21 protein-coding genes and 1 other annotated feature are annotated in these 23,620 nt (G+C 58.6%); of the genes, 2 read left to right on the forward strand and 19 right to left on the reverse strand.

Annotation, left to right across the window (positions count from 1 at the left end):
• Positions 1–8 precede the first annotated feature (8 nt).
• The 6 genes from radC to H522_RS17210 all read right to left on the reverse strand — a co-directional run bounded on the left by radC (position 9) and on the right by H522_RS17210 (position 5,417).
• On the reverse strand, positions 9–695 hold the full coding sequence (gene radC / locus H522_RS0102710; RefSeq protein WP_051343741.1) for a RadC family protein: 687 nt from the start codon (positions 693–695) through the stop codon (positions 9–11).
• Between the two features lie 195 nt (positions 696–890).
• Positions 891–1,127, reverse strand: coding sequence for a DUF4321 domain-containing protein (locus tag H522_RS0102715; RefSeq protein ID WP_026961129.1), 237 nt, complete (start codon positions 1,125–1,127; stop codon positions 891–893).
• A 124-nt stretch (positions 1,128–1,251) separates the two neighbouring features.
• Positions 1,252–1,995: an SPOR domain-containing protein gene (locus H522_RS0102720; RefSeq protein ID WP_155836145.1), complete on the reverse strand. Its 744-nt coding sequence runs from the start codon at positions 1,993–1,995 to the stop codon at positions 1,252–1,254.
• Between the two features lie 658 nt (positions 1,996–2,653).
• Complete coding sequence (locus H522_RS0102730; protein WP_026961132.1) at positions 2,654–3,640, reverse strand: resuscitation-promoting factor; 987 nt, start codon at positions 3,638–3,640, stop codon at positions 2,654–2,656.
• A 210-nt stretch (positions 3,641–3,850) separates the two neighbouring features.
• Entirely contained in the window at positions 3,851–4,852 is a 1,002-nt protein-coding gene (locus H522_RS0102735; protein WP_026961133.1) for a type IV pilus twitching motility protein PilT, read from the reverse strand.
• Positions 4,853–4,892: 40 nt separating this feature from the next.
• Positions 4,893–5,417, reverse strand: coding sequence for a prepilin peptidase (locus H522_RS17210; RefSeq protein ID WP_162143472.1), 525 nt, complete (start codon positions 5,415–5,417; stop codon positions 4,893–4,895).
• A gap of 207 nt (positions 5,418–5,624) precedes the next feature.
• On the opposite strand from H522_RS17210, the gene H522_RS0102745 reads away from it, so the two are divergent.
• Entirely contained in the window at positions 5,625–5,807 is a 183-nt protein-coding gene (locus H522_RS0102745) for a hypothetical protein (RefSeq protein ID WP_026961134.1), read from the forward strand.
• Between the two features lie 158 nt (positions 5,808–5,965).
• On the opposite strand, the gene murC is transcribed toward H522_RS0102745, so the two are convergent.
• From murC to H522_RS0102765, 4 genes are all read right to left on the reverse strand, one after another.
• Positions 5,966–7,372: a UDP-N-acetylmuramate--L-alanine ligase gene (gene murC / locus H522_RS0102750; RefSeq protein WP_026961135.1), complete on the reverse strand. Its 1,407-nt coding sequence runs from the start codon at positions 7,370–7,372 to the stop codon at positions 5,966–5,968.
• A 28-nt stretch (positions 7,373–7,400) separates the two neighbouring features.
• Positions 7,401–8,717, reverse strand: a complete 1,317-nt coding sequence (locus H522_RS0102755) for a bifunctional folylpolyglutamate synthase/dihydrofolate synthase (RefSeq protein ID WP_026961136.1) — start codon at positions 8,715–8,717, stop codon at positions 7,401–7,403.
• Positions 8,718–8,754: 37 nt separating this feature from the next.
• Positions 8,755–11,415: a valine--tRNA ligase gene (locus H522_RS0102760; RefSeq protein ID WP_026961137.1), complete on the reverse strand. Its 2,661-nt coding sequence runs from the start codon at positions 11,413–11,415 to the stop codon at positions 8,755–8,757.
• A 97-nt stretch (positions 11,416–11,512) separates the two neighbouring features.
• Positions 11,513–11,740, reverse strand: a binding site (T-box leader).
• A 53-nt stretch (positions 11,741–11,793) separates the two neighbouring features.
• The gene (locus H522_RS0102765; RefSeq protein WP_026961138.1) at positions 11,794–12,303 is read right to left on the reverse strand and encodes a hypothetical protein; all 510 of its coding nucleotides are present in this window, start codon (positions 12,301–12,303) and stop codon (positions 11,794–11,796) included.
• 425 nt (positions 12,304–12,728) lie between these two features.
• On the opposite strand from H522_RS0102765, the gene H522_RS21800 reads away from it, so the two are divergent.
• Complete coding sequence (locus tag H522_RS21800; protein ID WP_169726622.1) at positions 12,729–12,893, forward strand: hypothetical protein; 165 nt, start codon at positions 12,729–12,731, stop codon at positions 12,891–12,893.
• A 179-nt stretch (positions 12,894–13,072) separates the two neighbouring features.
• Here the strand turns inward: H522_RS21800 and H522_RS17215 are convergent, their stop codons facing one another.
• From H522_RS17215 to hemA, 9 genes are all read right to left on the reverse strand, one after another.
• A complete protein-coding gene (locus H522_RS17215) occupies positions 13,073–14,545 on the reverse strand; it encodes a hypothetical protein (RefSeq protein WP_035452319.1) in 1,473 nt (490 codons plus the stop codon).
• Between the two features lie 24 nt (positions 14,546–14,569).
• Positions 14,570–15,577 carry a protein kinase family protein gene (locus H522_RS0102780; protein ID WP_155836147.1) on the reverse strand — a complete coding sequence of 336 codons (1,008 nt, stop codon included), beginning with the start codon at positions 15,575–15,577 and terminating at the stop codon, positions 14,570–14,572.
• Between the two features lie 22 nt (positions 15,578–15,599).
• Entirely contained in the window at positions 15,600–17,045 is a 1,446-nt protein-coding gene (locus H522_RS0102785) for a LysM peptidoglycan-binding domain-containing protein (protein ID WP_162143473.1), read from the reverse strand.
• Between the two features lie 201 nt (positions 17,046–17,246).
• The gene (gene hemL / locus H522_RS0102790; RefSeq protein WP_026961141.1) at positions 17,247–18,539 is read right to left on the reverse strand and encodes a glutamate-1-semialdehyde 2,1-aminomutase; all 1,293 of its coding nucleotides are present in this window, start codon (positions 18,537–18,539) and stop codon (positions 17,247–17,249) included.
• 30 nt (positions 18,540–18,569) lie between these two features.
• The gene (gene hemB, locus H522_RS0102795; protein WP_026961142.1) at positions 18,570–19,550 is read right to left on the reverse strand and encodes a porphobilinogen synthase; all 981 of its coding nucleotides are present in this window, start codon (positions 19,548–19,550) and stop codon (positions 18,570–18,572) included.
• A gap of 52 nt (positions 19,551–19,602) precedes the next feature.
• Positions 19,603–20,412, reverse strand: a complete 810-nt coding sequence (locus tag H522_RS0102800) for a uroporphyrinogen-III synthase (protein ID WP_026961143.1) — start codon at positions 20,410–20,412, stop codon at positions 19,603–19,605.
• Positions 20,405–21,331, reverse strand: a complete 927-nt coding sequence (hemC, locus tag H522_RS0102805) for a hydroxymethylbilane synthase (protein WP_026961144.1) — start codon at positions 21,329–21,331, stop codon at positions 20,405–20,407. Before hemC ends, H522_RS0102800 begins: the two co-directional genes overlap by 8 nt.
• 23 nt (positions 21,332–21,354) lie before the next feature.
• Positions 21,355–22,167 (reverse strand): cytochrome c biogenesis protein CcsA, encoded by an 813-nt coding sequence (gene ccsA, locus H522_RS0102810; RefSeq protein WP_051343744.1) that lies wholly within the window; start codon positions 22,165–22,167, stop codon positions 21,355–21,357.
• Between the two features lie 13 nt (positions 22,168–22,180).
• Entirely contained in the window at positions 22,181–23,605 is a 1,425-nt protein-coding gene (gene hemA / locus H522_RS17220) for a glutamyl-tRNA reductase (RefSeq protein ID WP_051343746.1), read from the reverse strand.
• Positions 23,606–23,620: the final 15 nt, after the last annotated feature.

Genomic DNA, 23,620 nt, shown 5'->3' on the forward strand with positions numbered 1-23,620 from the left:
GCCACCATTCAGGTACAAAACCCCAGAGCGCGCATACTCACGAAACGGCCGTCACCGACCACGATATGGTCGAGGACATCAATCCCGAGCAGTCTGCCGGCTTCGCAAAGCCGCTTCGTGACGGCAATATCTTCGGGGCTCGGTTGGGGATCCCCACTCGGATGGTTGTGAACGCATAAAATGGCCGCAGCACTCCGTTTGACCGCAGGCTTAAAGATCTCTCTGGGGTGGACAATGGAGGCGTCCAAGCTTCCCATCGAGACAAGTTCTTCCGCCATCACACAGTGTTTGGTATCCAAGTGTAATGTCACAAAGTGCTCCTTTTTAAGGTACCTCATCCGGTCCATAACATACTCGGCCGCATCGTCTGCACTCCGAATCCGAAGCCTCTCCGCACTCGGGCGACGGACAATACGACGGCCAATCTCGACCGCTGCTGCGATTTGCAGCGCCTTTGCCGTCCCGATGCCTGGTATGGCTACTAACTCTTGCACCTCGCAGTCCAAGAGACCGTACAAACCGCCGACAGAATCAATCACTCGACGCGCCAACTCGGTCACCGGTATGGAGCGCGACCCCGTCTGTAAGATAATCGCCAGCAATTCATCATTGCGGAGGGCCTGTGCACCACAGCGCAACAGCCGTTCACGCGGTGTATCCACGTCTTCCAACACGGTATTGATGTTTGTAGCCATACCCCTCTCCCCCTAGGTCAAAAGTTGGCCTGCGAAGCGTCTGCCAAACACCTGTCAACGAATCCGCCGTCCACCTTTACCATAGAGGGAAAGCGTCAGGTCCGCCAAACCGATTCCATTATAAATCTATCCTACTGTCTTCAGTTGTGGCGAGTGTTCAACAAATTGACGTGAACCAAACAAATCATAAACACGTCACTTGCGGTGGCGTAGGACGTACCACGCACCGAGTACGCCTACCAGCGTGAGCCAGTTTACACGGAACGTCAGATCGAGTGAGAACTTAAGAAACGACAGGTCTGCACTCGGGCTCATGCGCACCACGGTCTGTCGGCTCAACCAGGGAACCTGGTGTACCAACAGTTGACCCGCTAGGGTACCCAGAATGGCCCCAAGGAGCATGGCAAAGACGATGCGGAATGTTCCGCGCAACGAAAACCCTTCCTCCCCGTCGAGGTCTGTCGGACAGCCGCCTACGTATTTCGACAGGAAACGGCAAATCCCTTCCGCGGTTCTTCGCAAATACGTGAACAAATCAAGGCCAAGCAACGTTCAATTAAGCGTGCGAAAACGCGATCAAAACGCTGTAAAACTCCAAGACTTCCCCCATCGCCGTGGATTTGTCTGCCTTATGAAGGGCAGTGAATGCTCCTGTCAGATGGGCCTCAGCTTGTTTCAGCGCGTGCCCATACCCAGTCGCTGCAAGTGTCGCCGCCGTGGGAAGCTGCTTTTCCGCCGTCCGAAACGCTTGGTTGGCATCCCGTTCTGGAGCGCCATCCGCGACAGATGCGATTAAGGCGTTGCCGGCACTTACTGCCGCCGCCAGCCAGGACGATACCTTTTCGGCGTTCTCTGCCGTGGTCTGGCTGGACGTACGCACGGAGGTAGTTGGAACAGACAGATTGACAATCTCGGTTGCAAGCCCTTGTCTGCTCAGCTGCGTCTCAAAGCTGTGTAAATCTGTAGCACGCACTGCGGCCGTCGGGACCAACGTATACTTTGACTGATGAAAGATCGTCGCGCGTATCCCGCGTTTCCTGTAGACCTCTAAGGCGTGCGAAGCACTGGCAAAGTCTTTAAAGGAACCGATGCGAATTACGGATAAGTGAACCGCAGGAATTTGCACCGGCGTACCAGTCATCTGAGCCACCGTAGGTTGAGCCACTGTAGGAACGGGTGGGGCAGGGCCCCGCTCCGGCTGGGGTACCGAAAGTTCTGGCTGCATGGCATGAAAGAGAATCAGGCTTAAACACCCCATCGCCATACCAAATCCAATCCCAGTACGAAAGCTATTCGCCATTTTCCCCGCACGCCCTCTCCGCGCGGGCGTCCGGCGAAAACGGGTTGCTTGCCCAGATGGTCTCGGTTCAGCCAGGTGGTTGAGGGTGTACTCGACCCTTCGGAAAAGGGATTGAACCCATTGCCAAACCGGTCGCAGAACTTGCTTGGAAAGACGAGTCGTGTTCCGAGAGGTTCGCCAAGGTTGCAGAGATTGTGGTGCCGAAACAGGCGGCTTAGGCGTCGTTTTGGAATAAGACGTGGGCGTGTCCCATCGATCCGCAGTCCTGAGACGAGACTCCGCATTCCTAGGAGGAGACCCTGCATGTCCACCGACAATCCATTCTTTTCCGCCCACACGAACCACAACCGGTTGAGAACGGCCGTACTTTTGCTCCTGTTCAGCTTCGAAACGAATGCGATCCATTGCCATTTCGGACGGTTCTCCCTTCCGGATGGGCCATCTCTCGAAATCTGGGCCCAGCCAGCCCTTTGGGGACATCCTATGATGCTTGTCCACACCCTATGACACGTGAAACCCGAATATACAACGAGCAGGTCAAGGGAGAACCCCCGACCTGCTCACAATTTGACACCGCAATGACATGTGGAGATGAATTCGTCTATCCCACTACAATATATCGAAACCGTATCTGTATCCGGGTAGCGTGCATGGAACACTAGTGCAACACGTAAACCGTGACTGTACGAACTCCCCAGGCTCTGGCTTGTGCAGCCGTGGCCACACAAATATCAATCCGATTTCCATGAATTGCACCGCCTGTGTCGGCCGCGACCAATGTGCCTACACCCGGAATATACAGTCGAGACCCTAACGGGATGACGGACGGATCCACAGCCGCCACCCCCGGACGAGCCGGTTTCCCGTCCGCCGTCCGTCCGCCAGCCACATAGGCTGTGGCTGTCATCGCCAGTTTCCGTCCAAACCCCGAGACACCTCCACCACGGGAAGACATGACCGCAGCCGAACGAACAGCAGGTCTAGCCTTTGTGCCAACTAAAATAACCTCGTGTTGCGGTTTACGAAGAACCTTTTTCCGAATTTCCGTACTCACTTTCCGGCCGTCGACATACTTCACCGTCTTCTTTACCTCGAGCAACCCTTTCACACCGTGCGTCAGCACTCGTTGCTGCCCCCGATACAGTTGGTCTGTCATCCGACGCTCGGTCTGAAACGGTATAGATGTTCGCGATGTCGACGTGCGAGTCTCAACCCGGTAAATCCTCAGCCATTCCCCTTCAGTCAGTTCCCCGTCCAACGGTCGCTTCACTACGTCTTGGCTGCCCAAACGAATCTGTTGCTCCTTGAGCAATTGCCCCACCGTGGACGCGGTCGTTTGAACGTCACGTAACACGCCACCGTCAACCACATGGATAAGCCGTGCTCGCCGTACCGTGACCTCCATACCGTCGGTCACCGGCTGATTCGGCTCTGGCACCACGTCGTCCACCGAAGTTACCGCCACCCCGTGACGCCGCAGAAATGCCCTCACATTTCCAAATCCAAACCCATGCACCACTTTGCGTTCTCCGTTGTCCTGAACCGTCACCGTTTTATAAGCCGCGTCCGCCGTAATGGCCGATCCGCCAAATAGAGCGAACATCGCGGCAGAAACGTAGAGTACCTTCGACTTCGGAATACGCACCCCATCACCTCTCCACAATTCTTGGAGAAAAGGGCTGGAGGATCTGGAGCTGAGACTGGGGTTAGTATATCTGCTGGCCCTTTTGTATGCAATCCAGCCCTTTCCGTTTCGGGAACCTTCGACGGAAACTCCGTCAAAATCTGTTTAGGACTTGCCATCCGACACCGACAAGAACCAAACCAGATCCCCCTCTTTGCTATGTCTATGCAGCTAGACTCCGAGCCTTGATTCGATCATTCCCCTGTCTATCAATTCCCGAACATGCGCGGCAAAGGTCTGCATCCCGTAACAACGTCCCGTCTGCATGATCGACCCAATATGATGAGTCTGACCGGTCCGAATCAGGTTGGCGACCGCAGGGGTATTGACGAGCACCTCAAGCAGCGGGACCCGTCCGCCCGCCTTTGCCGGAACCAACCGTTGCGCAATGACGGCCCGTAGAACCGAGGCCAATTGCCAGCGAATCATCTGTAAACTGCCGTCCACACTGCCCAGAATCCGGTCCACGGTCTGTATGGCATCCCCTGTGTGCATGCTGGTAAGAACCAGGTGACCTGTCTCTGCCGCGGAGAGAGCGACTTCTATGGTCGCCGCGTCCCGCAACTCACCAAGGACGATGACGTCTGGGTCCTCTCGTAGTGCAGCCCGCAGACCCGAAGCGTAGTCGAGCGTATGCGTACCAATCTCCCGTTGATCAATCATGGCTTGGACCGGAGAATGGACGAATTCCACTGGGTCTTCAATGGTCACAACATGCCATGGGCAGGTTTGGTTGATATGATGAGTCAGTGCAGCCAGCGTGCTTGATTTTCCACTCCCGGTAGGTCCCGTGATGATGACCAGCCCGGGTTGAGACGTGAATGTTTGAAATCGGTCGGGTAAATGCAGGTCGGATAAAGTGGGAATCTTCCTGGGAAGAATCCGCAAAGCCGCGCTCAATCCCGAGTGGCTGCGATAGACATGGCATCGAATCCGAACATCATTCCAATGGGTGTAGGAAAAATCAACCTCGCCGCGTGTCATCAGCCAATCCCTGTGCGACGGTGAGGCCGTTTGTCTCAGGAAACGTTCCATTTCATCCGCAACCACCCGCTCCTCCGGAAAGAACTGCAACCGTCCGTTCACGCGAATGGCCGGCGAGGCCAAAGGAGACAGGTGAAGGTCAGATGCCCCTGCCTCCACGGCACGCTCCAACCAACTCCATACATCCATCGAATCCCTCCAAATCCAGCAGGCTGCTTCCTCTACCTCCTCACACCGTGACAACCGCAAGCCACTCGAGCAGATCGGAAGCAAATAAGCAACAAAAACCACACCCTGCCAGCATAAATGGCGCAAACGGGAACGGTTGTCTGGGCCCAATCGCCCCCAACAAGCGAAGAATCACTCCGACGACGGACGCCGTGGCAAACGCGATCCATAGGGCCAGTGCGCCCTGCTTCGGTCCGAGCATAACCCCCACCGATAAGGCCAACTTGACGTCTCCCCAGCCAATCCCGCCCGTCAACATGGCCAGTACGCACATGGCCCCGGCGCACACAAGCGCCCCCAACAACGTCGTGGATATTCCTTCATCAGTCGTGACACGCAGAATAAACAGCACAGCCGCCCCTGGAAGCGTCAGTACGTTGGGAATTCGCATCGACCACAGGTCGCAAATCACAGCCGAAAACAACAACAACCAGAAGCAGAACCACGTCACCCCATCGGACCACGGGTCTGTCCGAAGACTCCACCACGTCAGTTCTGCGATGAAAAAGACGACCAATGTCAGCATGAATCCCTTCCAGCTCAGGCACCGCAGCATAGCGATCATCACTCCCCATACGAGTTATGTGAGGATTCGCCATGGGCGACAAGTAGCCTGTTCTCCATCGCACAATCCCGACAAACTTTGACAAATCCGGCTCGCTTTCACCGATTGTGATATACTCAAAAGTGAATAAATTGGACAACCTCTTAGTAGAGGAGGGGGGAATCCCTTTTGCGTCTGTTACGTACGGTAGTGGGGATTTTTATCGCAGTTGTTGCGTTTACGGTATTGATGGTGATTGTCGGGTTCATCCTGAAAATCGCTGTGATTGTAGCGCTCCTTGCGCTCGCCTACTACTGGTTCACCCGAGCCAATAACCAGCGCAGGCATTCTCGGCATTGGCCGCGCTATTAGCGCGGCGCAATAAGGACCCACTGGCTCCGCGCCAGTGGGTCCTTATTTCACTCCGTTCGAATATCGTCGAGATGATTCCTTGGCTCTCAGGTTGAAGATTCCGGAACGCATGTTGGGCATTCCTCAATAATACGCGACGGCCCTTGCCGCGACGGGATTTATACGATGGCGTTCGCTTCGCGCGTCGTCAATGCCTCGCCGAGCCGGTAAGCCACCTGCCAAATATCTCCTGCTCCCATGGTCAAAACGAGATCGCCCTCGCGAACCGTACGATAGAGATATTCGAAGACTTCGTCCTTAGTACGGAGATAGCGTACATTCGGATTGCTGTGGGTGCGGATTTCTTTCGCTAATCGCTCGGCCGTGACTCCGTCGATTTTCTTCTCCCCGGCAGGGGAATAGATCTCGCAGATCACCACCTCATCCGCGCCGCGAAACGCTTTGGTGAATTGCTCGAACAAAAAGAACGTACGCGTATACCGCTGCGGCTGAAAGACCGCGATGATGCGCCGCCCCGTAGCCTGCGCGGCGGCGATGGTGGCCGAAATCTCCGTCGGATGATGCGCGTAATCATCCACCACCATGACGCCGGCCGTTTCGGCCACCACTTGAAATCTCCGCTTGGCTCCGTGAAACTCACCCAACGCGGCGACAATTTCCTGAAACTCCAGTCCGGCTGCCCGCGTGATGGCAATCGCGGCCAAGGCGTTCATCACGTTGTGAATGCCGGGCAGGGACAACGTGAGTTCACCCAAGTGTCGACCTTGATAGTAAACCTGACAGTGACTACCGCGATCGCGGAGTTGCACCTCTTTCGCCACGTAATCGGCGTTCATAGTGACGTTCACTTGCTCGAGTCCGACCGATTCCACGCGACAGCGCGCCTTACCGCGAATCCGAGCGAGATAATCGTCATGCGCAGAGATGACACAGAGCCCGTCCGGGTGCACCTGTGTTATGAACTGTTCATAGGCCGCCAACAGATTTTCAAACTTGCCGTCGTAATGCTCGAGATGATCCGCCTCAATATTGGTGATGACAGCCATATACGGACGGTAGTGAAGAAATGAGCCGTCACTTTCGTCAGCTTCGGCCACGATAAACTGTCCTCGCCCCGCCTTTGCGTTGTCACCGATGTTACTCACGACCCCGCCGATGACAAAAGTCGGATCGATTCCACACCGCTCCATTACGTAGGCAATCATGGAGGACGTGGTGGTCTTGCCGTGCGCCCCCGTTACCGCCACCCCCATGCGGTCCTCCATGAGACGGGCCAGCATCTGTGAACGGTGAATGACGGGAATGTTGCGCCGGCGGGCCTCCTGAATCTCAATGTTGTCACCGGATAGCGCGGTGCTGTAGACGACCACGTCCGCACCATCCACCTGACTTGCTCGGTGACCGCGATAGACCTTGGCCCCGTGCTGAATGAGTCGCTCTGTCAACTCCTGACTGGCCACGTCTGACCCGGATACATAATAGCCAAGGTCCAGCATAACGCGCGCAATCGCACTCATGCCATAGCCGCCAATGCCGACGAAGTGTACATGCTCCGCTTGTTTCACAGGCCACACCGTCCTTATATCCGAAAAGTCAATCTAGCACCTCTTGGATAGTCTTCCTCGCCTCATCCACCGTATACAGCGAGCCCCAAACACAAACCGGCTGTCCCGTCTGGCAGGCCTTCTCCATGACTGAGGCCACCGAATTTTCTACCGCCACCTCGAGGTCCGGTCGGCAGGCGCGAATCTCGCTAGCCAATTGTTCTGGATCGATGGCCCTTGCAGTTTCCGGCCGACTGACCATCACCGCACGCGCATAAGGAAGCAACGTCTTCAACATCATCACAGCGTCTTTATCACGGAGAATCCCAATGACCATCACCCATTCGCCAGGCCCGACGCCTGTTAGCGTTCCAAACTCCGCCAGGGCACGAGCCAACGCCGCGGCCGCCTCAGGGTTATGTGCACCATCCAGGACAATCGGGGCCCCACCATGCCAGTGTACCTCAAACCGTCCCGGCCAGGAAGTCTCGGCAAGTCCTTGTCGCCATTGTTCGTCAGAAAGGCGCGGAGAGACCGCCCCGATTTCACAGAGTTCAACAGCGGCCAACGCAAGGCTCACGTTGTCCACCTGATGTCGGCCAAACAATGGCAAGTGTAGCCCGTACACGTCACGTCCCAGTCCCCGGTAATAGATTCGCTGCGAACGTGCCGTCACTTGTTCGCAGACCGCCTGAAAATGTATCCCGTGACGGAAATAAGGGGCCCCGAGGCGAAGAGCGGCTTGGCGTACCGGCGGCCACGCCTCGTCGCGGACCCCGGTTACGACCGGAACCCCGCCCGACTTGATAATCCCGGCCTTTTCAAAGGCGATGTCCCGCAGGGTGGGTCCCAAGACATCCTGATGGTCATACCCCACGTTGGTAATCACTGTGACACGGGGCTGCACGACGTTGGTGGAGTCCAAGCGCCCGCCTAGTCCGGTCTCCCAGACCACCGCCTCGACGCGCTGCTCCTGAAAGTACAGTAAAGCCATCAGCGTCAGGGCTTCAAACTCAGTCAATGGATTGTCAGACAATGCCGTTTCCGACACCTTTCGCACTTCTTCCGCAAGCCGTGAAAAGTCTACCGGGTCAATGGGTGTCCCGTTGACCATAAAACGCCCGCGAAATCCGTCAAACGCTGGCGATGTGAACGTGCCAACCCGCAATCGCTGCGCCAGTATAGAAGAAATCATCGCGCAAACCGAGCCCTTGCCATTGGTGCCGGCGACATGGATGAAATTCAGCGTTTGCTCCGGGTGCTCGAGCGCCGCCAGCGCCTTCTGCATCCGTTCCAGGCCAGGTCGTACGCCGAAACGAGCGCGGCTTTTCAGCCATGCCAACGCATCTGTGATGGTCTCCGACATAAATGTATTCGCCTCACCCTACCAGGGACACTTGTCCTTAAGAAGTTGCCAAGCGGTTCAACCGTTCTTCCACGGCCGCCAACTTCGCGCGGTACTCTTCTTCCTTCTCCCGTTCCGCCTTGACCACATGTTCAGGGGCTTTTTCGACAAATTGCGGATTGGCCAGCTTTCGCTCGACCCGTTCGACCTCAGCCAAGAGCCGTTGCCGCTCGCGCGTAAGCCGATCCCGCTCCACATCCAGGTCGACCAAGTCCGCCAAAGGCAACGCAATCTCTGCTCCACTCACCACGGCCGTCATGGCTTGGGCTGGCAGCTCGACATCCGTCCCGATTTGGAGACGATTCAAATTGCAAAACCGCCTCAAGTACCCCTCGACACTGCGGAACAAAGATTCACTTTCCGCATCCTGACAGCGAATCGACATCGCGATCGCCTTACTTGGGGCCACGTTCAATTCGGAGCGGATGTTGCGGACCGCGCGGATGCTATCCATCACGATGCGAATTTGCCGCACCGCTTGTTCATCCCTAGGCATGCTCGCGGCGCCCGGCCAATCGGCCAGCATCAAGGCGTCCCCGGCAACCGGAAGCGACCGCCAAATGCACTCCGTGACGAACGGAATGAACGGATGCAGCAAACGCAGCAGCGTATCGAGCACGTAGACGAGCACACCACACGTCTCTGCCTTTGCCTGCTCATCCTCGCCGTATAGCGCCAGCTTCGAGAACTCAATGTACCAATCGCAAAACTCGTCCCACGTGAAGTCGTACAAAGCGCGCCCGGCTTCGCCAAAATCATAGCGTTCCAAGTGCGCCGTCACCGCCTCCACCGTCTCGGCCAGGCGCGTCAAAACCCAACGGTCAGCGATGCTCAAGGCGTCCCAGTTAGGCTCCGAAAGCTTGGCCTCATTCGGAAGATTCATCAGGACGAAGCGCGCGGCGTTCCATACCTTGTTGATGAAGTTCCGGCTGCCTTGTACCCGCTCCTCGTAGTACCGCTGGTCATTTCCCGGGGACGATCCGGTCGAAAGTGTAAACCGCAGCGCGTCTGCACCGTACTCGTCGATGACTTCGAGCGGATCGACCCCGTTGCCCAGGCTTTTCGACATCTTGCGGCCGAGTGAGTCACGGATTAAGCCGTGCAGCACCACCTTGTGAAACGGAACCTGACCGGTAAACTCGACGCCGGTAAACGCCATGCGGGCGACCCAGAAAAACAGAATGTCGTATCCGGTGACGAGTGTGCTTGTCGGATAGTAGCGGCGCAAGTCGGCGGTGTCTTCCGGCCAGCCGAGGGTCGAAAACGGCCACAGGGCGGAAGAGAACCAGGTATCCAAGACGTCCTCGTCCTGGTGAACGCGTGTCGATCCGCAGTGCGCGCACGCGGCCACTGGCTCCTTGGCCACTGTGACGCCCTCACAATCGTCGCAGTACCAGGCCGGAATCCGGTGGCCCCACCAGAGCTGGCGGGAAATACACCAGTCGCGGACGTTTTCCAACCAGTGGATAAACACTTTCTCAAACCGCTCCGGTACGAACTGTAACTGCCCTGCCGCGACCGCGCGCAAGACGGGATCCGCCAACGGCTGCATGCGAACGAACCACTGCATCGACAGATAAGGCTCGACCACCGTGTCGCAGCGGCTGCAGTGGCCCACCGCGTGCTGAATCTCTTCTACCTGCTGGAGATAACCTTGTTGCCGCAAATCGTCGACCACACGCTGACGTGCCTGCTCGCGGTCAAGCCCCTGATACGCGCCGGCCACCTCATTCAAGCGCCCGTCCGCGTCCATGCACTGAATCATCTCCAGACCGTGGCGCCTTCCGACTTCACAGTCATTCGGGTCATGCGCCGGCGTAATCTTCAAACACCCCGTGCCGTACTCCGGATCGACATAGTCATCCGCGATGATGGGAATTTCCCGCCCCACCAGCGGCAGTCGAATGGACTGGCCAATCAGGTGGGCGTAGCGGGCATCCTGTGGGTGAACCGCCACGGCCACGTCCGCGAACATGGTTTCCGGCCGGGTGGTCGCAATGGTCACGGAACCCTCGCCATTGATGAGCGGATAACGCACGTAGTAAAGATGCCCGGGCACCTCCACGTGTTCGACCTCGATGTCGGAGAGCGCAGTGGCGCAGCGCGGGCACCAATTGATAATCCGCTGCCCGCGATAGATCAAGCCCTTCTCATAGAGACGGACGAACACTTCGCGCACAGCCGCAGACAAGCCTTCATCCATCGTAAATCGTTCACGTGACCAATCGCACGAAGCCCCCAGGCGCCGCACCTGGCCCGTAATCCGGTTGCCATAGTTCTCCTTCCAGGCCCAGACCCGTTTTACGAATTCGCTGCGACCCAGGTCATGTCGGGAAACCCCCTCGCTTTCGAGCAGGGATTTTTCCACGCGAGCCTGGGTCGCAATCCCGGCGTGGTCCGTACCAGGCACCCAGAGTGTGTCATACCCCTGCATGCGCTTGAAGCGGACCAAAATGTCCTGCAGGGTATTGTCCCAGGCATGGCCGAGGTGTAGTTGGCCGGTGACGTTGGGGGGGGGCATGACCACCGAGAACGGGGGCCGCTTTGTGTCACCGGACGGTTTAAAATACCCGTTCTCCTCCCAAAAGCGGTAGATATCTTGTTCAACCTGTGCCGGATCATAAACCTTCGGCAAAGGCTCGCGATACGTGTCTGCCATGGTTCTCCTCCTGACTCTGCGCTTTATGTTTTGGCATTGCGCCATAAAATGCGCGCCCGGAAACCGGACCACCTTACAAAATAAAAAACCCTTCGCCCATCAGGACGAAAGGTTTGCTTTCGCGGTACCACCTGATTTCCCGCATCCTTTTCACCCGATGGGTCTGAACGGGTGGATACGGGCACTCAAACACCGATAACGGGGTGCAACCGGTCTAAAGACAGCTCAGGGACGACTTCAGCATACACTTCGAGGCGGCTTCCAGCCATGACCGCCCTCTCTGTACGAAGGAGGTACACTTACTCCTTCCCGTCTCAGCCCTACATATAGGGATTTGGAAAATATTTTATCGACTCCGTGCAAGCAATGTCAAGGGGACTACCGCCTCTGTTTCCGCTTGCGCTTCTCCATCTGACGCTTGCGGGTATAGGGGGACCGTCCACGCTGCGGCGGAGTCGGCTCGTCCTCCGTAACCGTCTCCTTCCGTCGCTTCTCCTCTGCCTCCAACCGCTTGCGTTCCGACCACGCGTTCAGTCGAAAATAAAGGACCGACCAGACCAAACCGATGAGGAGTGCGAATCCATCCTCCAAGAGGGTCCCGCGCCAACCCACCTGAGCCAGAATCGGCCACTCCAGCTCGAACTGAAGGACCATATTGATGACGAATAAGGCAATCGCACCGGCCAGGGCGTTTGCCACCGTCCGTTCCTTGACACGTGGCACAATAAAGTAGCAAGCAATGATTTCTGCCAGGGCAACGGTGTACAAGAGCGGATAATGCACCGCGTACTTCGCAATGAGCTGCAGAACGACCAAGCTGATGACGGTCAGGCCCACCGTCTTGAGGTGCCATCCGCGCCAGACCCCACTGCCATTCCCAAACTGCAAGTGAACATCCCCCGCTCCGTCCTTGATAATGCGTGTCCAAAAAGGGGTTAGGTAAGACCCAAGCAGTGCGAGAAAGCGAGCCCACAATGCGACGCGAGCGTACGTTTTTCGGTACGTGAGTGAGCATTATGGGTGCTGACGAAGCAATGCCTTGGGGGCCTGGTCGCCAGGACAACAGTCCAGTGCACTGTTGTCCCGTTTAGGCCGTGCGACAGCCCCGGGGTTCTGACCCCTTTTCGGACAACCTCTAGTAGAGTCGGCTGTGGAAAACCCCGCAGCACGAAGAAGTTCAACTTCACTTATCTTATCAAAACCCACACTGGCCTGGCCACTAAGACAGCAGCGGACAGGTCCTTTTTGACGCCTTAACGCATATACATAAAGACAGCCGATAGAGCCACCAGTCGCGTGGGAGGAGGCGCGTCATGGGATTTTTCTATGTCTTGGCTCGACTTGTGAAACTACTCCTGGCCATCGCCATCTTTCTCCTGTTCCTGCGCGCCATTCTCTGGCCGAACACGCTGGATTTGTTCGTCCTGCTGCTATTGTTTATCGTCTTTGCGGCCATGTTCATCAGCACGCCGCCATAGGATAAAGGGATTTACGACGACATCTGCGTCGCAGCGTCATAAGGCTCTTGGCCACACGCAGGGTCGTGGTCGTGCTAAGGTCGTGCCATAATCCTTTATGTTGGTCACGCGAAAACGCGCACCCAATGGGTGCGCGAAGTGGCAAACCCACACGGCTGCCAAGGCTTACCATGTGGACATTAGGAATGTGGATTTTGCTGTGGATTTTCCGTGGAGCGAGCGTCTCCCCACAACTTGATGCCCCGGTCTTGCCCTTGTCTCTCCCGCATGCGCCGCTTTTCTTCCTGCAGCTGTTGGAGGCGCTCACGCTGAGCCGGCGTGAGACGAATCGGCAGCGGTGATTCCAGGGACGCTTCCGGAGCGCTGTCCGCGACGACCACATCGACATCCGACTCGCTCTGAGGTTCCGCCGATGTCGATGTGGTGGCGTCGACGGCTTGCACCTCCTCCTCCCGTCCCTGGTTCTTCCCGAGGGTGGCCACCGCGTAAGTCGGGTCCACCGCCTTGTCGACTGTGGGGGTCTCCACCGACGCGTCGACCGCCAGGTCCGTTGCCACGGTATCCACCGGTCCCCCGGCTAACGTCGCCGGCGCGGTGGGACGCAGCGCGTAACGCGCCAGCAAGGCCTGGGTAGCTCGCATGCGCGCCTCTTCCTGTTCCAGACTCGCCTCAAGCGCGTCTACGTAATCCTCTTCCTCCCAGTTCAGCGCTCGGCGCGCGTACCAACGGATAATCTGCAGGCTCTGCATGGGAATGGCCAAGAGCGCGGCCATCAGGCGCGCCTCGTCGGGCTGGGCTTCATTCGCCGTCCCGCTGGCCGTCAGGTACTGATGAAAGAGTTCGGTCGTCAAATTCACATCCCAAGCGTGCTGCGGAAGGTAGCGTTGCATCCAGCTGGCCAGGTCGGTCAGCGGAAGACCGGGGTGCACCCGCTCATAATCGGTGATGACCACCCCTTCCCCGTTCTGCAGCAGCGCGTCGCCGTGAAAACGCCCGTGACATACGTTGCCCTCTGCCCCTGCCGTCTGCTCCCGATCGAGAAAGTCAACGGCCTGCAGTTCGGCAGTGGCGTATTCGATGCGGCGCCGCAATTCGTCGGCGGCACAGAGAAACAGACGTTGAAACGGTGACGAATCAGCAGGCACAGAGAACGCGCTGGACAGACGTCCGACCTCATCCATTCCCTCCTGGAGGCGTTCCAGCCAACCACTGCCCTGCGGTACATCAGGTGATGACGAGGGACCCAGACAACCGTGGGCGCTCTTGTGCCAGGCGGCCAACACCGTCACGGCCTCTTCCATCTGCCCCGGGTCTTTGAAACGACAAGCACTGCCGGAAATCCACGCGGTAACATAATAGAGACCCGTGCCGTCGACCACGTACGGATCGCCATAAATGGTGCGAACAAAACGTGGCAACGGCCGCCACCCGGCCCCAGAGAGCGCCTCTGTGCAACGGAAGGCTGCATCTAGCTGCAGGCGTCCGACCTGCGCGCGACGCAGCCAATACGAGCCGGCGTCTGTTCGCACCTTGATGCCTCCACGGCTGGCTCGCGCCCGGATCTGCCCATACCACGGATACTCTTCCCGCAGCTCGATAGGGACCCCGACTGATGCGAACGCCCTGCGCACGGGATCCGACCAACCAGTCACCTGGGTTCACCTCCAATGTGAGGATTACATCGATTCACCGGCCAACAAGCACTGTGCGCAGTCGTGATGAGACTCCGCGGCCTTCCGCCAGGAGACTGTGCTCTCGGGCTCGGGTTTTCCTGCTTGTGACCACGTCTTCGCCATCCGGACGCCAAGATGCGGATACGCGGCAAATGCCCTCACCATCTCCGCCTGTTCCCGAGACAACGGATGAATACCGTGGTACCAAGTCAGTGCATCCGCAACCCCTTCCGCATGCCCAGCTTCAGCGACATCCCGACATAAACAGGCCAGATCATAGAGCGCGTCATCCAGGACCGGATCGGCCGTGAGAAGTGTGGCTACCTGGCCGTCCGGAAGCCGACGCAAGGAGTTCAAGTGATACCCGTTCCAGGCCACGCTTTTCTTTTGCCTGGCCGTTTCGGCCAGCTCCCTGTAGCCTACCTGGCGCAGCCGTTCCACCGCTTGCTCCGCCAAGTCTTGCCAGCGCGCGAGCCAATCAAGCTGTAGTTGGTCGCGTCGCAAGTCCTCCCTGCCCAAAAGGTGTACCCGCGTCCGTTCGAGAAAGTCCAGACCGTGTTGGAACTGGGAAAGCCACGCCCCGTATCGTGGCCTTCGGGTCGACAGGGATTCCAACCGCGCACCAGCGCCGTCCAGGGCCGAATGCAAGAAAGCGAGGTTTTCCGCCGCCAGCCGCACATCGTCGGGAGTGACGGCAAGTCCCAAGCCCGGCCAGGCGCGGGTTAAGTACGCCACGCGCCCTTCTTGAATGGGGACGAGCCGCTCGTCGTACAGGTTTTGCAGGGGCCGCTGCACTCGGCGAAAGCCGCTCGCGGCGGCCCAATCGGCAGTCGTTTGCCGAAGCACGGCCGACTCCATCGGCGCGATGCACAATTCATAACAACCATCGATGGCACTGACCACGTAGCAGTCGGAGGCGGATAGGTCTCCCTGCAGGCGCAGCCTTGGAACCGGAAAACTGCGCAGGCAGTCCTCCAGCGCGGTGCGGCTGATTTGGATAACGCCCGCCATCACGCACCACCCTCCATGGCCGTCACCGGCTCGGGATGATCAAGGTTTGACCGGCATACAACGCCGTTTCGGAAGTAAGCCGATTTACCCGCAACAATTCGTGCTTGCTACATCCGAACCGCTCAGCCAGGTCGTCGACCGACTCGTCCTCCAGGACGATGGCAAAGCGTATCGTGTAGGTTCGCTCCGGGGCACTGAAATCGACAAACGACCACATATCACTGACCGGCTTGGTTTCCGCCCGCTCCCCAGCCTGGGCAGCCTCGAGCACAGCGGTGTCTTCGTCCAATGGCGCATCCTCTGGTTGAGCCTCTACCGCTTTGCGCCCCCGCGCCTCTCCATCCGCGTTGGTCTCTGGGCGCGATCCGTACGTGACATGTGGCGCGAATCCTTGGGTGGCCTGAAACCCTTCCTCTGTGAAGGCCCGGGCGGCGCTGAACGACTCCGCAGCGTCGGTCGCATCGACAGGTAGGTTCATCTCATCTGTGGATAATTGGTGTTCAAACTCGAATTCGGCCACCGGTGCACTTTCGGACGATGGCTGATCCCGTGTTGACGATGCATCGGACAGGCCGTAGTCCGTGGACTGAAGGGGAGACCGTTCCTGCTCGTCCAGAGCTTCTGATGGCGCCGTCCGCGCGTCTGGCGTATCGTGCTCTTGGGTGCTTTGTCCGGGTTTACCCGGACCTCTGTCCCCGTCCAGGGCACGGTCGTATTGCTTCAGGGCGCCGGCGAGGGATTCTGGCTCGCGCGTCGTCTCATTCTGCGTCTGGGCCTCCTCGTCGAGCTTCGCGCCGCCCCGGGCCCAGCTGATGGCCTCGGGCGTCTCCGGTACGCGTTTTTGCCCGCGCGCCAACTCCAGGTCTTCCTCCAGATGGGCCGCGTTTGTCCGTCCTTTGCTAGACTCGGGTGGCGGCATCTCCCCATCGGAAGTCGAGGCCGGCGCGTCATCGTCCCAGTCATACCTCGATTCCGGTTCATCACCAGCCCCTTGTCCGAACAGGGCATCCCCTTCCTCCTGGGCCCCGCATTGAAAGTGGTACCCTTCATCAGCATTCAATCCAAAGATCACTAGGTCCGCAACGACACGCACCCATCCCGTCCCGACAACTTCCAGCTTCCATCTCGATATACGGCTGGTCACGTTCATCACGCTGCGGGACTGGGCCGCAACCGGCACCCGAAACGAGAACGGCATCCGGTGATGGACGTGCTCCACATGACCATCTTCCGGTCCAAAGCCGAGAATGTCGTCGACGTCCAGCCTGGCCTCGCCGTCCCCGCGGGGAATGTATCCCGCAAACACAATCGCTCCTTCTAATACGTACGCATCTCCCATGCGCTCAAACGACGTGACTTCGGTGGCGACGGTCGCGTCTTCAATCACGTCACCGTCGCGGACCACGTCGAGGAACACCTCTTGGTTGACCTCCAGGTGAACCCCTGGAGTGCGGTCCGAGTCGCTCACCATCCGTTCCCTCCTTGCGGCTGACATCATTCCTCTACCACCGTATGCCCAGGCCGAAACCATTATGATGTACCCCTCCGCAAGGCGGATCCCTACTAGAAAAGGGCTGTTCCCAGTGCCTGTGGCTCTGGAAACAGCCCCCATGTGGATGCTGGCAATCTTCGGTTCGCGACCCATTAAAGCGATTGTCCGGACATGTACTTAAAGGGATTGCAGCGCCTTGCGAATCGCATCCTCCGTCATTTCCAACTGCTCATGCGTGTGGACCGCGGAGAGGAATCCCGACTCCAATTGAGAAGGCGGAAGCAGTACCCCATGGTCCAGGAGAGCATGAAAGAAGCGGGCATACAAACGGTCATCGGATGCTTTGGCCGCGCGAAAATCGGTGACCGGCCCTTCATGGAAAAACAGCCCAAACATCCCGCCGATGGCCTGGCCCCAGACGGGAATACCGCGCGCCTTTCCCGTCTCGACAAACACGTCGACGATGCGCTGTCCGTATTCCTCCATCCGCGCGTACAAACCGTCTTCTTCCGCCTGCTTCAGCCACCTAAGCGTCGTCAATCCGGCGACCATGGCCAATGGGTTGCCAGAGAGGGTTCCGGCCTGATAGACCGGGCCGCTCGGCGCCACCTGTTCCATGATTTCCCGTTTTCCGCCGTACGCCCCGACCGGCATGCCGCCGCCAATCACCTTGCCGAGTGTGATAAGATCCGGATGCAGCCCAAACCGGGCGGCCGCCCCGCCCAGTGCGACGCGAAATCCGGTCATCACTTCATCCAAAATAAACAGTGCACCGTGGCTGTGGACCAGTTCCTCCAAGCCCTTTAGGTACCCAGGCTTCGGCGGCACACCGCCCATATTGCCTGCGACCCCTTCCACAATCACGGCGGCAATCTTTTCGCCTTCCCGGGCAAACAGTTCCCGCGCCGCGTCCAAGTCATTGTAGGGCAGCGTCAACGTGGCCCGTGCCGTAGCCTGCGGCACACCTGGACTATCGGGCAATCCGAGCGTGGCGACGCCGGATCCGGCTTTCACCAGGAGGCTGTCCGCATGCCCGTGGTAACACCCCTCAAATTTGACGATGCAGCTACGTCCAGTGTAGGCCCGTGCCAGACGCAGGGCGCTCATCGTCGCCTCCGTGCCGCTGTTGACCATCCGGACGACTTCAATGGCAGGCACCAGGTGATGAACCATGCGGGCCATTTCCGTCTCCAACTCGGTCGGAACGCCAAAACTGGTTCCTTTTTGGGCCGTATCCATAATCGCGCGGATGACATCGGGATGCGCGTGGCCGAGAATAAGCGGCCCCCAGGAGAGGATGTAATCGACGTAACGATTCCCGTCAATATCGTACAGGTAGGGTCCTTCGCCATGATCTGCGAAAAACGGCTCGCCCCCAACTGCGGCAAACGCACGCACTGGGCTGTTAACACCGCCCGGCATCCAGCGCTTCGCCTCCGCAAACGCGGCCTGTGATTTTGCTCCCGTCACTCTATGACGCCCCCTTCCGGACATACACTTTTAGCGGTGCTCTTCCCGCCACCAGCGCGCCGCATCCTTGGCATGATAGGTCAAAATGAAGTCCGCCCCGGCGCGTTTGAACGCGGTCAACATTTCCGATACCACCGCCCGCTCGTCAATCCAGCCACGCAGCGCAGCCGCCTTCACCATGCTGTATTCGCCGCTAACGTTGTAGGTGGCCACCGGATGGTCAAACCGCTGCCGCAGTTGACGAATCACGTCCAGGAAAGCAAGCGCGGGCTTCACCATCAGCATGTCCGCTCCTTGCTCCACGTCAGCCGCCGCTTCGCGCATGGCTTCGCGGGCATTGGCGGCATCCATCTGATAGGTCCGACGGTCCCCAAACGCGGGCGCGGAATGCGCAGCCTCGCGAAATGGGCCATAGAATGCCGAAGCGTATTTCACCGCATAGGAGAGAATGGCCACATGCGTCAGACCCGCCTCGTCCAAGCCGCGACGAATCGCCGCCACACGTCCATCCATCATGTCCGATGGCGCAACCACGTCGGCGCCGGCCTGGGCGTGCGAAACTGCCGTGCGCACCAGGTACTCTAGGCTCTCATCGTTGACAATCTTGCCGTCGCGAACGATGCCGCAGTGACCGGCCGGATTGTATTGACACAGGCAGACGTCGGTCATGACCACAAGTTCCGGGTTTTCCGCCTTGACCGCGCGCACAGCCTCCTGTACGACGCCACGCTCCGCGTAGGCACTGGAACTCAACTCGTCCTTCTCCAGCGGCAGGCCAAATAATATCACCCCGGGTACGCCCAGCTCAGACAACTCGACGACCTCCCGGCGCAATTCGTCCAACCCGAGGTGGTCCACCCCCGGCATAGCCTCGATGGGCTCGCGCCCCTGGAGACCCTCCTGAACAAAAATCGGATAGACAAAATCCGCCGGAGACCATGCAAATTCCTGCACCAGTCGGCGCATCGCGGCACTGGCGCGTAGTCGACGGTGGCGTGCAAAGCTTTCCATTGTGTATCCTCCCTTGTTTCCATGTAAACTCCATAAATCAAACTCCATGAACTCACCGGCTCGCCGATGCGACCAAATTCAGCAGCGCGGCCACCATACCAGCATCGGATGGCACGGAGGCCACGGCATCTGCCGGTCTGTCGAACTCGGCGCACGCCTCGGCCGTGGTCGGACCGATGGCCAACAACCAGCAGTTTTTCTGCCGGGTAAACCAACCCACCTGGTCGAAAAACGTCTTTGCGGCCGAGGGACTGTACAAAAAGACCGCCACCTGCCCCGGCGCCGACTCCAGCAGCCGCAAAGACGCTCGATCTATCGCCATCCGCTTGGTCCGGTAGCAGACCGTCTCACAGACGACGTGGCCCGCTCCTACGAGCGGGGCCCATAGGGACGAATCGGTCAGATTCCCATGTGGAAACCACACTCGGCTACCTCCCGGCAGGCGATCCGCCAGGTAGTCGAACAGATCTCGGCCGGTGCGCACCCCGTCTGGGGTCTGAACGTAGGCCGCCAGTTGCTGAGCCGCCCGTTCCGTGGCCTTCCCTACGGTAAAAACCGGCGGCCAGCGTTCCTTGCTCGGCGCGGCTACGCGCTCCGCACTCGCCTGCACTGCGGCCACGGCGTTCTGAGAAGTAAACACGACTGCATCAAAGTCGGCGACGTGCGCGGTTTGTTCGCAAAATGCCGCGTCTAGCACGAGTTCAATGTCAATCAGCGGCAAAGCCCAGCCCCGTGCCCCGAGGGACTCGACCTGACGCAGGACGGCCTCGGCTTGCCGCTGGGGTCGTGTAATAAGTACCTGCACACCTTTGAGTGGCAGCCCGTCCCCATCGACGCGTCGACCCGCCGAGGCTTCAACCATGTACAGCCGCCCCCAGTTCAATCAGCGGCCCCGCGCCTTGCGACAGCAGGTCTTCCGCGACACGAAGACCAAGCTCCCGCGGGTCGCGTCCCGACTGCTCGGAACGAAGCAGGGGCTGGCCGTCCGGACCAGCCACCATCCCCGTCATCCGCCATTCCCCATGCTCGGTCAAGCGGGCGAAAGCCCCCATCGGCACTTGACAGCTCCCACCAAGTCGAGCCAAAAACGCGCGTTCGGCCGTAGCAGCAAACTCTGTGTTTACATCGGCCACGGTCCGGAGCCACTCCCTCAACTCGGTATCGTCCTCACGGCACTCGATGGCCAAAATCCCTTGGCCGACCGCAGGGATAAATCGCTCGACAGGTAGTCGTTCCGTGACAAATTGTGACCACCCCATGCGCGAGAGGCCGGCAGCGGCCAACACAATCGCGTCGTAGTCCCCTTCCTGCAGCCGCTTAAGGCGCGTATCGATGTTACCCCGTAAAGTGACAATCTCCACATCGGGGCGAAGCTCCCGCAGTTGTGCAGCCCGGCGGAGACTCGACGTACCAATCCGAGCCCTGGCCGGAAGCATGTCCAAAGGGGTTCCGTCCCGAGACAGTAACGCGTCGGACGGATCCTCCCGCGCCGGCATCGCCGCGATGACCAATCCGGACGCCAGCTCGGCAGGAACGTCCTTCAGGCTGTGGACCGCGAAATCTGCCCGTCTCTCCAATAGCGTCTGTTCCACCTCGGACACGAACAGACCCTTGCCGCCAATCTTAGTCAGGCTGACGTCGAGCACGCGGTCACCCTTCGTGACCACCGGCACAACCTCAAATTCCACGTCAGGCAGAGCAGACTTGAGTTTGTCGATGACCCATTGAGTCTGGGTCAACGCGAGTCGGCTGCGTCGCGACGCGACGCGAATGGTTCGCATCGTCTCACCTACTTTGTCGTCATTCAGATGGTGCGATGGAGCCAAGAAAATATCCCCACCACGACCAGATTCGCCAACACTCCGAAGAAACAAATCACAGCATACCAAGCGAGCCGGCGTCCACCCCAGCCCCGTCGCAGGCGCAGGAGGAGGTAAACCCCGTACATCAGCCACAGTAAGATGGTGGCAATCACCTTCGGGTCCTGGACCGGAATGTGACCCAACCGGACCTCCCCCCACAGGATGCCAAGTACGATGGCTGAAAGCAACAACGGATAGCCGATGAGCACCCCTATAAAGGTCAGTTGATCTAAGCTTTCCAGCGAGCCAAGACGAAAGTACCAACCGTTCCAGCGCCGAGCCCTGAGGCACCACTCCTGGACAAGATACATGGCCGCAAACACAAACGCAAACGAAAAAGCGGCGTAGCTGGCCACCGCCAGAAGGATGTGCAAGGCCAAGATATCGCTCGATCCGCCCGTATACGGCAAAGGCCGTCGATACATGAACAGATCGACGACCACCAGCACAAACCCAATTGTGTTGGCAAAAAAGAGAATCAAATCAAAACGGAAGACACTGTCGACAACTAAAGCTACCAAGAGAATCAACCAAGACAGTAAGAGCAGAGAATCAAACGAAGTATACAAAGGGGCCCTGCGGAGCGAGGCCAACCGCTGCCAAAGCAGAGCGGTCTCCAGCACGAACACCCCAAACAGCAGGACCAGCGCCGTCCGGTTGACCAGGCGCCGCGGCCGCATCGCATCGATGAAAAACAGCATCAGGCTGACCGCGTACAGTACCGTCAGGGTGTCAAACAGGAACCGCAAGTTCATATCCTTCCTCACCCTAACGCAGTGCCGGGTGAAGTGAAGCATCCGGCGTGGCGCGCCCGACCTTGGCCATTGATTCTCCCCAACGCTGAACAAAGTCTGCAAACGTCAATCGATCCGACGCGGAGGAAGACTCCGGCTCGGCGACGAAGGCGAACTTCTCATATTCCGCCAACTCTTCGTCCGTGACGCCAAACAGGCGGGCGAAAACCTCCACGTGCCGCGATCCACCCGGATAGGCGGACAGGTCCTTCATGTTCCGTATCGGATCGCGCAGAAGTTGATTCACGATGCTCATCGTGTGTTTCTGAATCAGCTTCCACTCGCGTTCATCCAACTCCGGGAGCTTGTGGCGCAGGCTTTCCATGACATTCGCCTGAATTGCCTCGCCCTTTGCGCGAATCGCCGCAATGACAGGGACCACTTCTTGTTCGGACAGCCACCTAGAGTAATCCTGCAGAGTCTCCGCAATCATCGTGCGGACTCGCTCAGCCTGACGTTCCCGTTCTCGTTGATTGGCCGTAACCACACCGTTCAGGTCATCAATGTCGTACAGGTAGACATTCCCGAATCGACGCGCAGCCTCCTCAATGTCGCGTGGGACCGCAATATCGATAAGGAGCAACGGCCGCGAGCGACGCTCCATGGCCTCTCGCACCATGTCCACCGAGATGACTGGGTGGGATGCCCCGGTCGAAGAGATGACCAAGTCGGCACGAGCGATTTCATCCCGCAGCCGCGACCACGGAACTGCCTTGGCACCGACCCGCGCGGCCAATTCTTCGGCTCGAGCCGCAGTACGGTTGATGACCACCATGCGGGTGGCACCATGGGCATGCACGTGCTCTGCAGTCAGCGCGCCCATCTGACCGGCACCGACCACCAAAACGCGCTTATCCTCTAGCGATCCGAACACCTTGCGGGCCAACTGCACTGCCGCATAGCTGACCGATACGGGCAACTGCCCAATCCCGGTCTCGGTCTGCGCGCGTTTTCCTAACTGAATCGCCATCTGAAACAGGCGGTTGAGCATCAGCCCGGTCGTTCCGGCCTCACGCGCTGTCAAATAAGCATCCCGAACTTGCCCTAAAATCTGGGTTTCGCCCAAGACCATGGAGTCCAACCCTGCCGCCACTTCCATCAAGTGAGTTACCGCCTGCGCACCCCGGTGTACGTAGACGTGACGGAGCATTTCCGTTTTGTCCAAACCTGCGCGTCGTGCGAGCCAGGTTATTAAAAAATCCTCGCCAGCTTTGTACGAACTGACTACGGCATAGACCTCGGTACGGTTACAAGTGGAGACAACGACACTCTCCAGCACCGTGCTGGTCGCACGAAAGTCAGCTAAGGCAGTGGCCAATTCCGCCTCGCCCACACTGACTCGCTCCCGCAGTTCGACCGGCGCGGTGCGATGATTGATACCCAGACCGAGGATGTGCATGTCAAATCACCAGAA

The sequence above is a fragment of the Alicyclobacillus herbarius DSM 13609 genome, assembly GCF_000430585.1.
Taxonomy (GTDB): Bacteria; Bacillota; Bacilli; order Alicyclobacillales; family Alicyclobacillaceae; genus Alicyclobacillus_G; species Alicyclobacillus_G herbarius.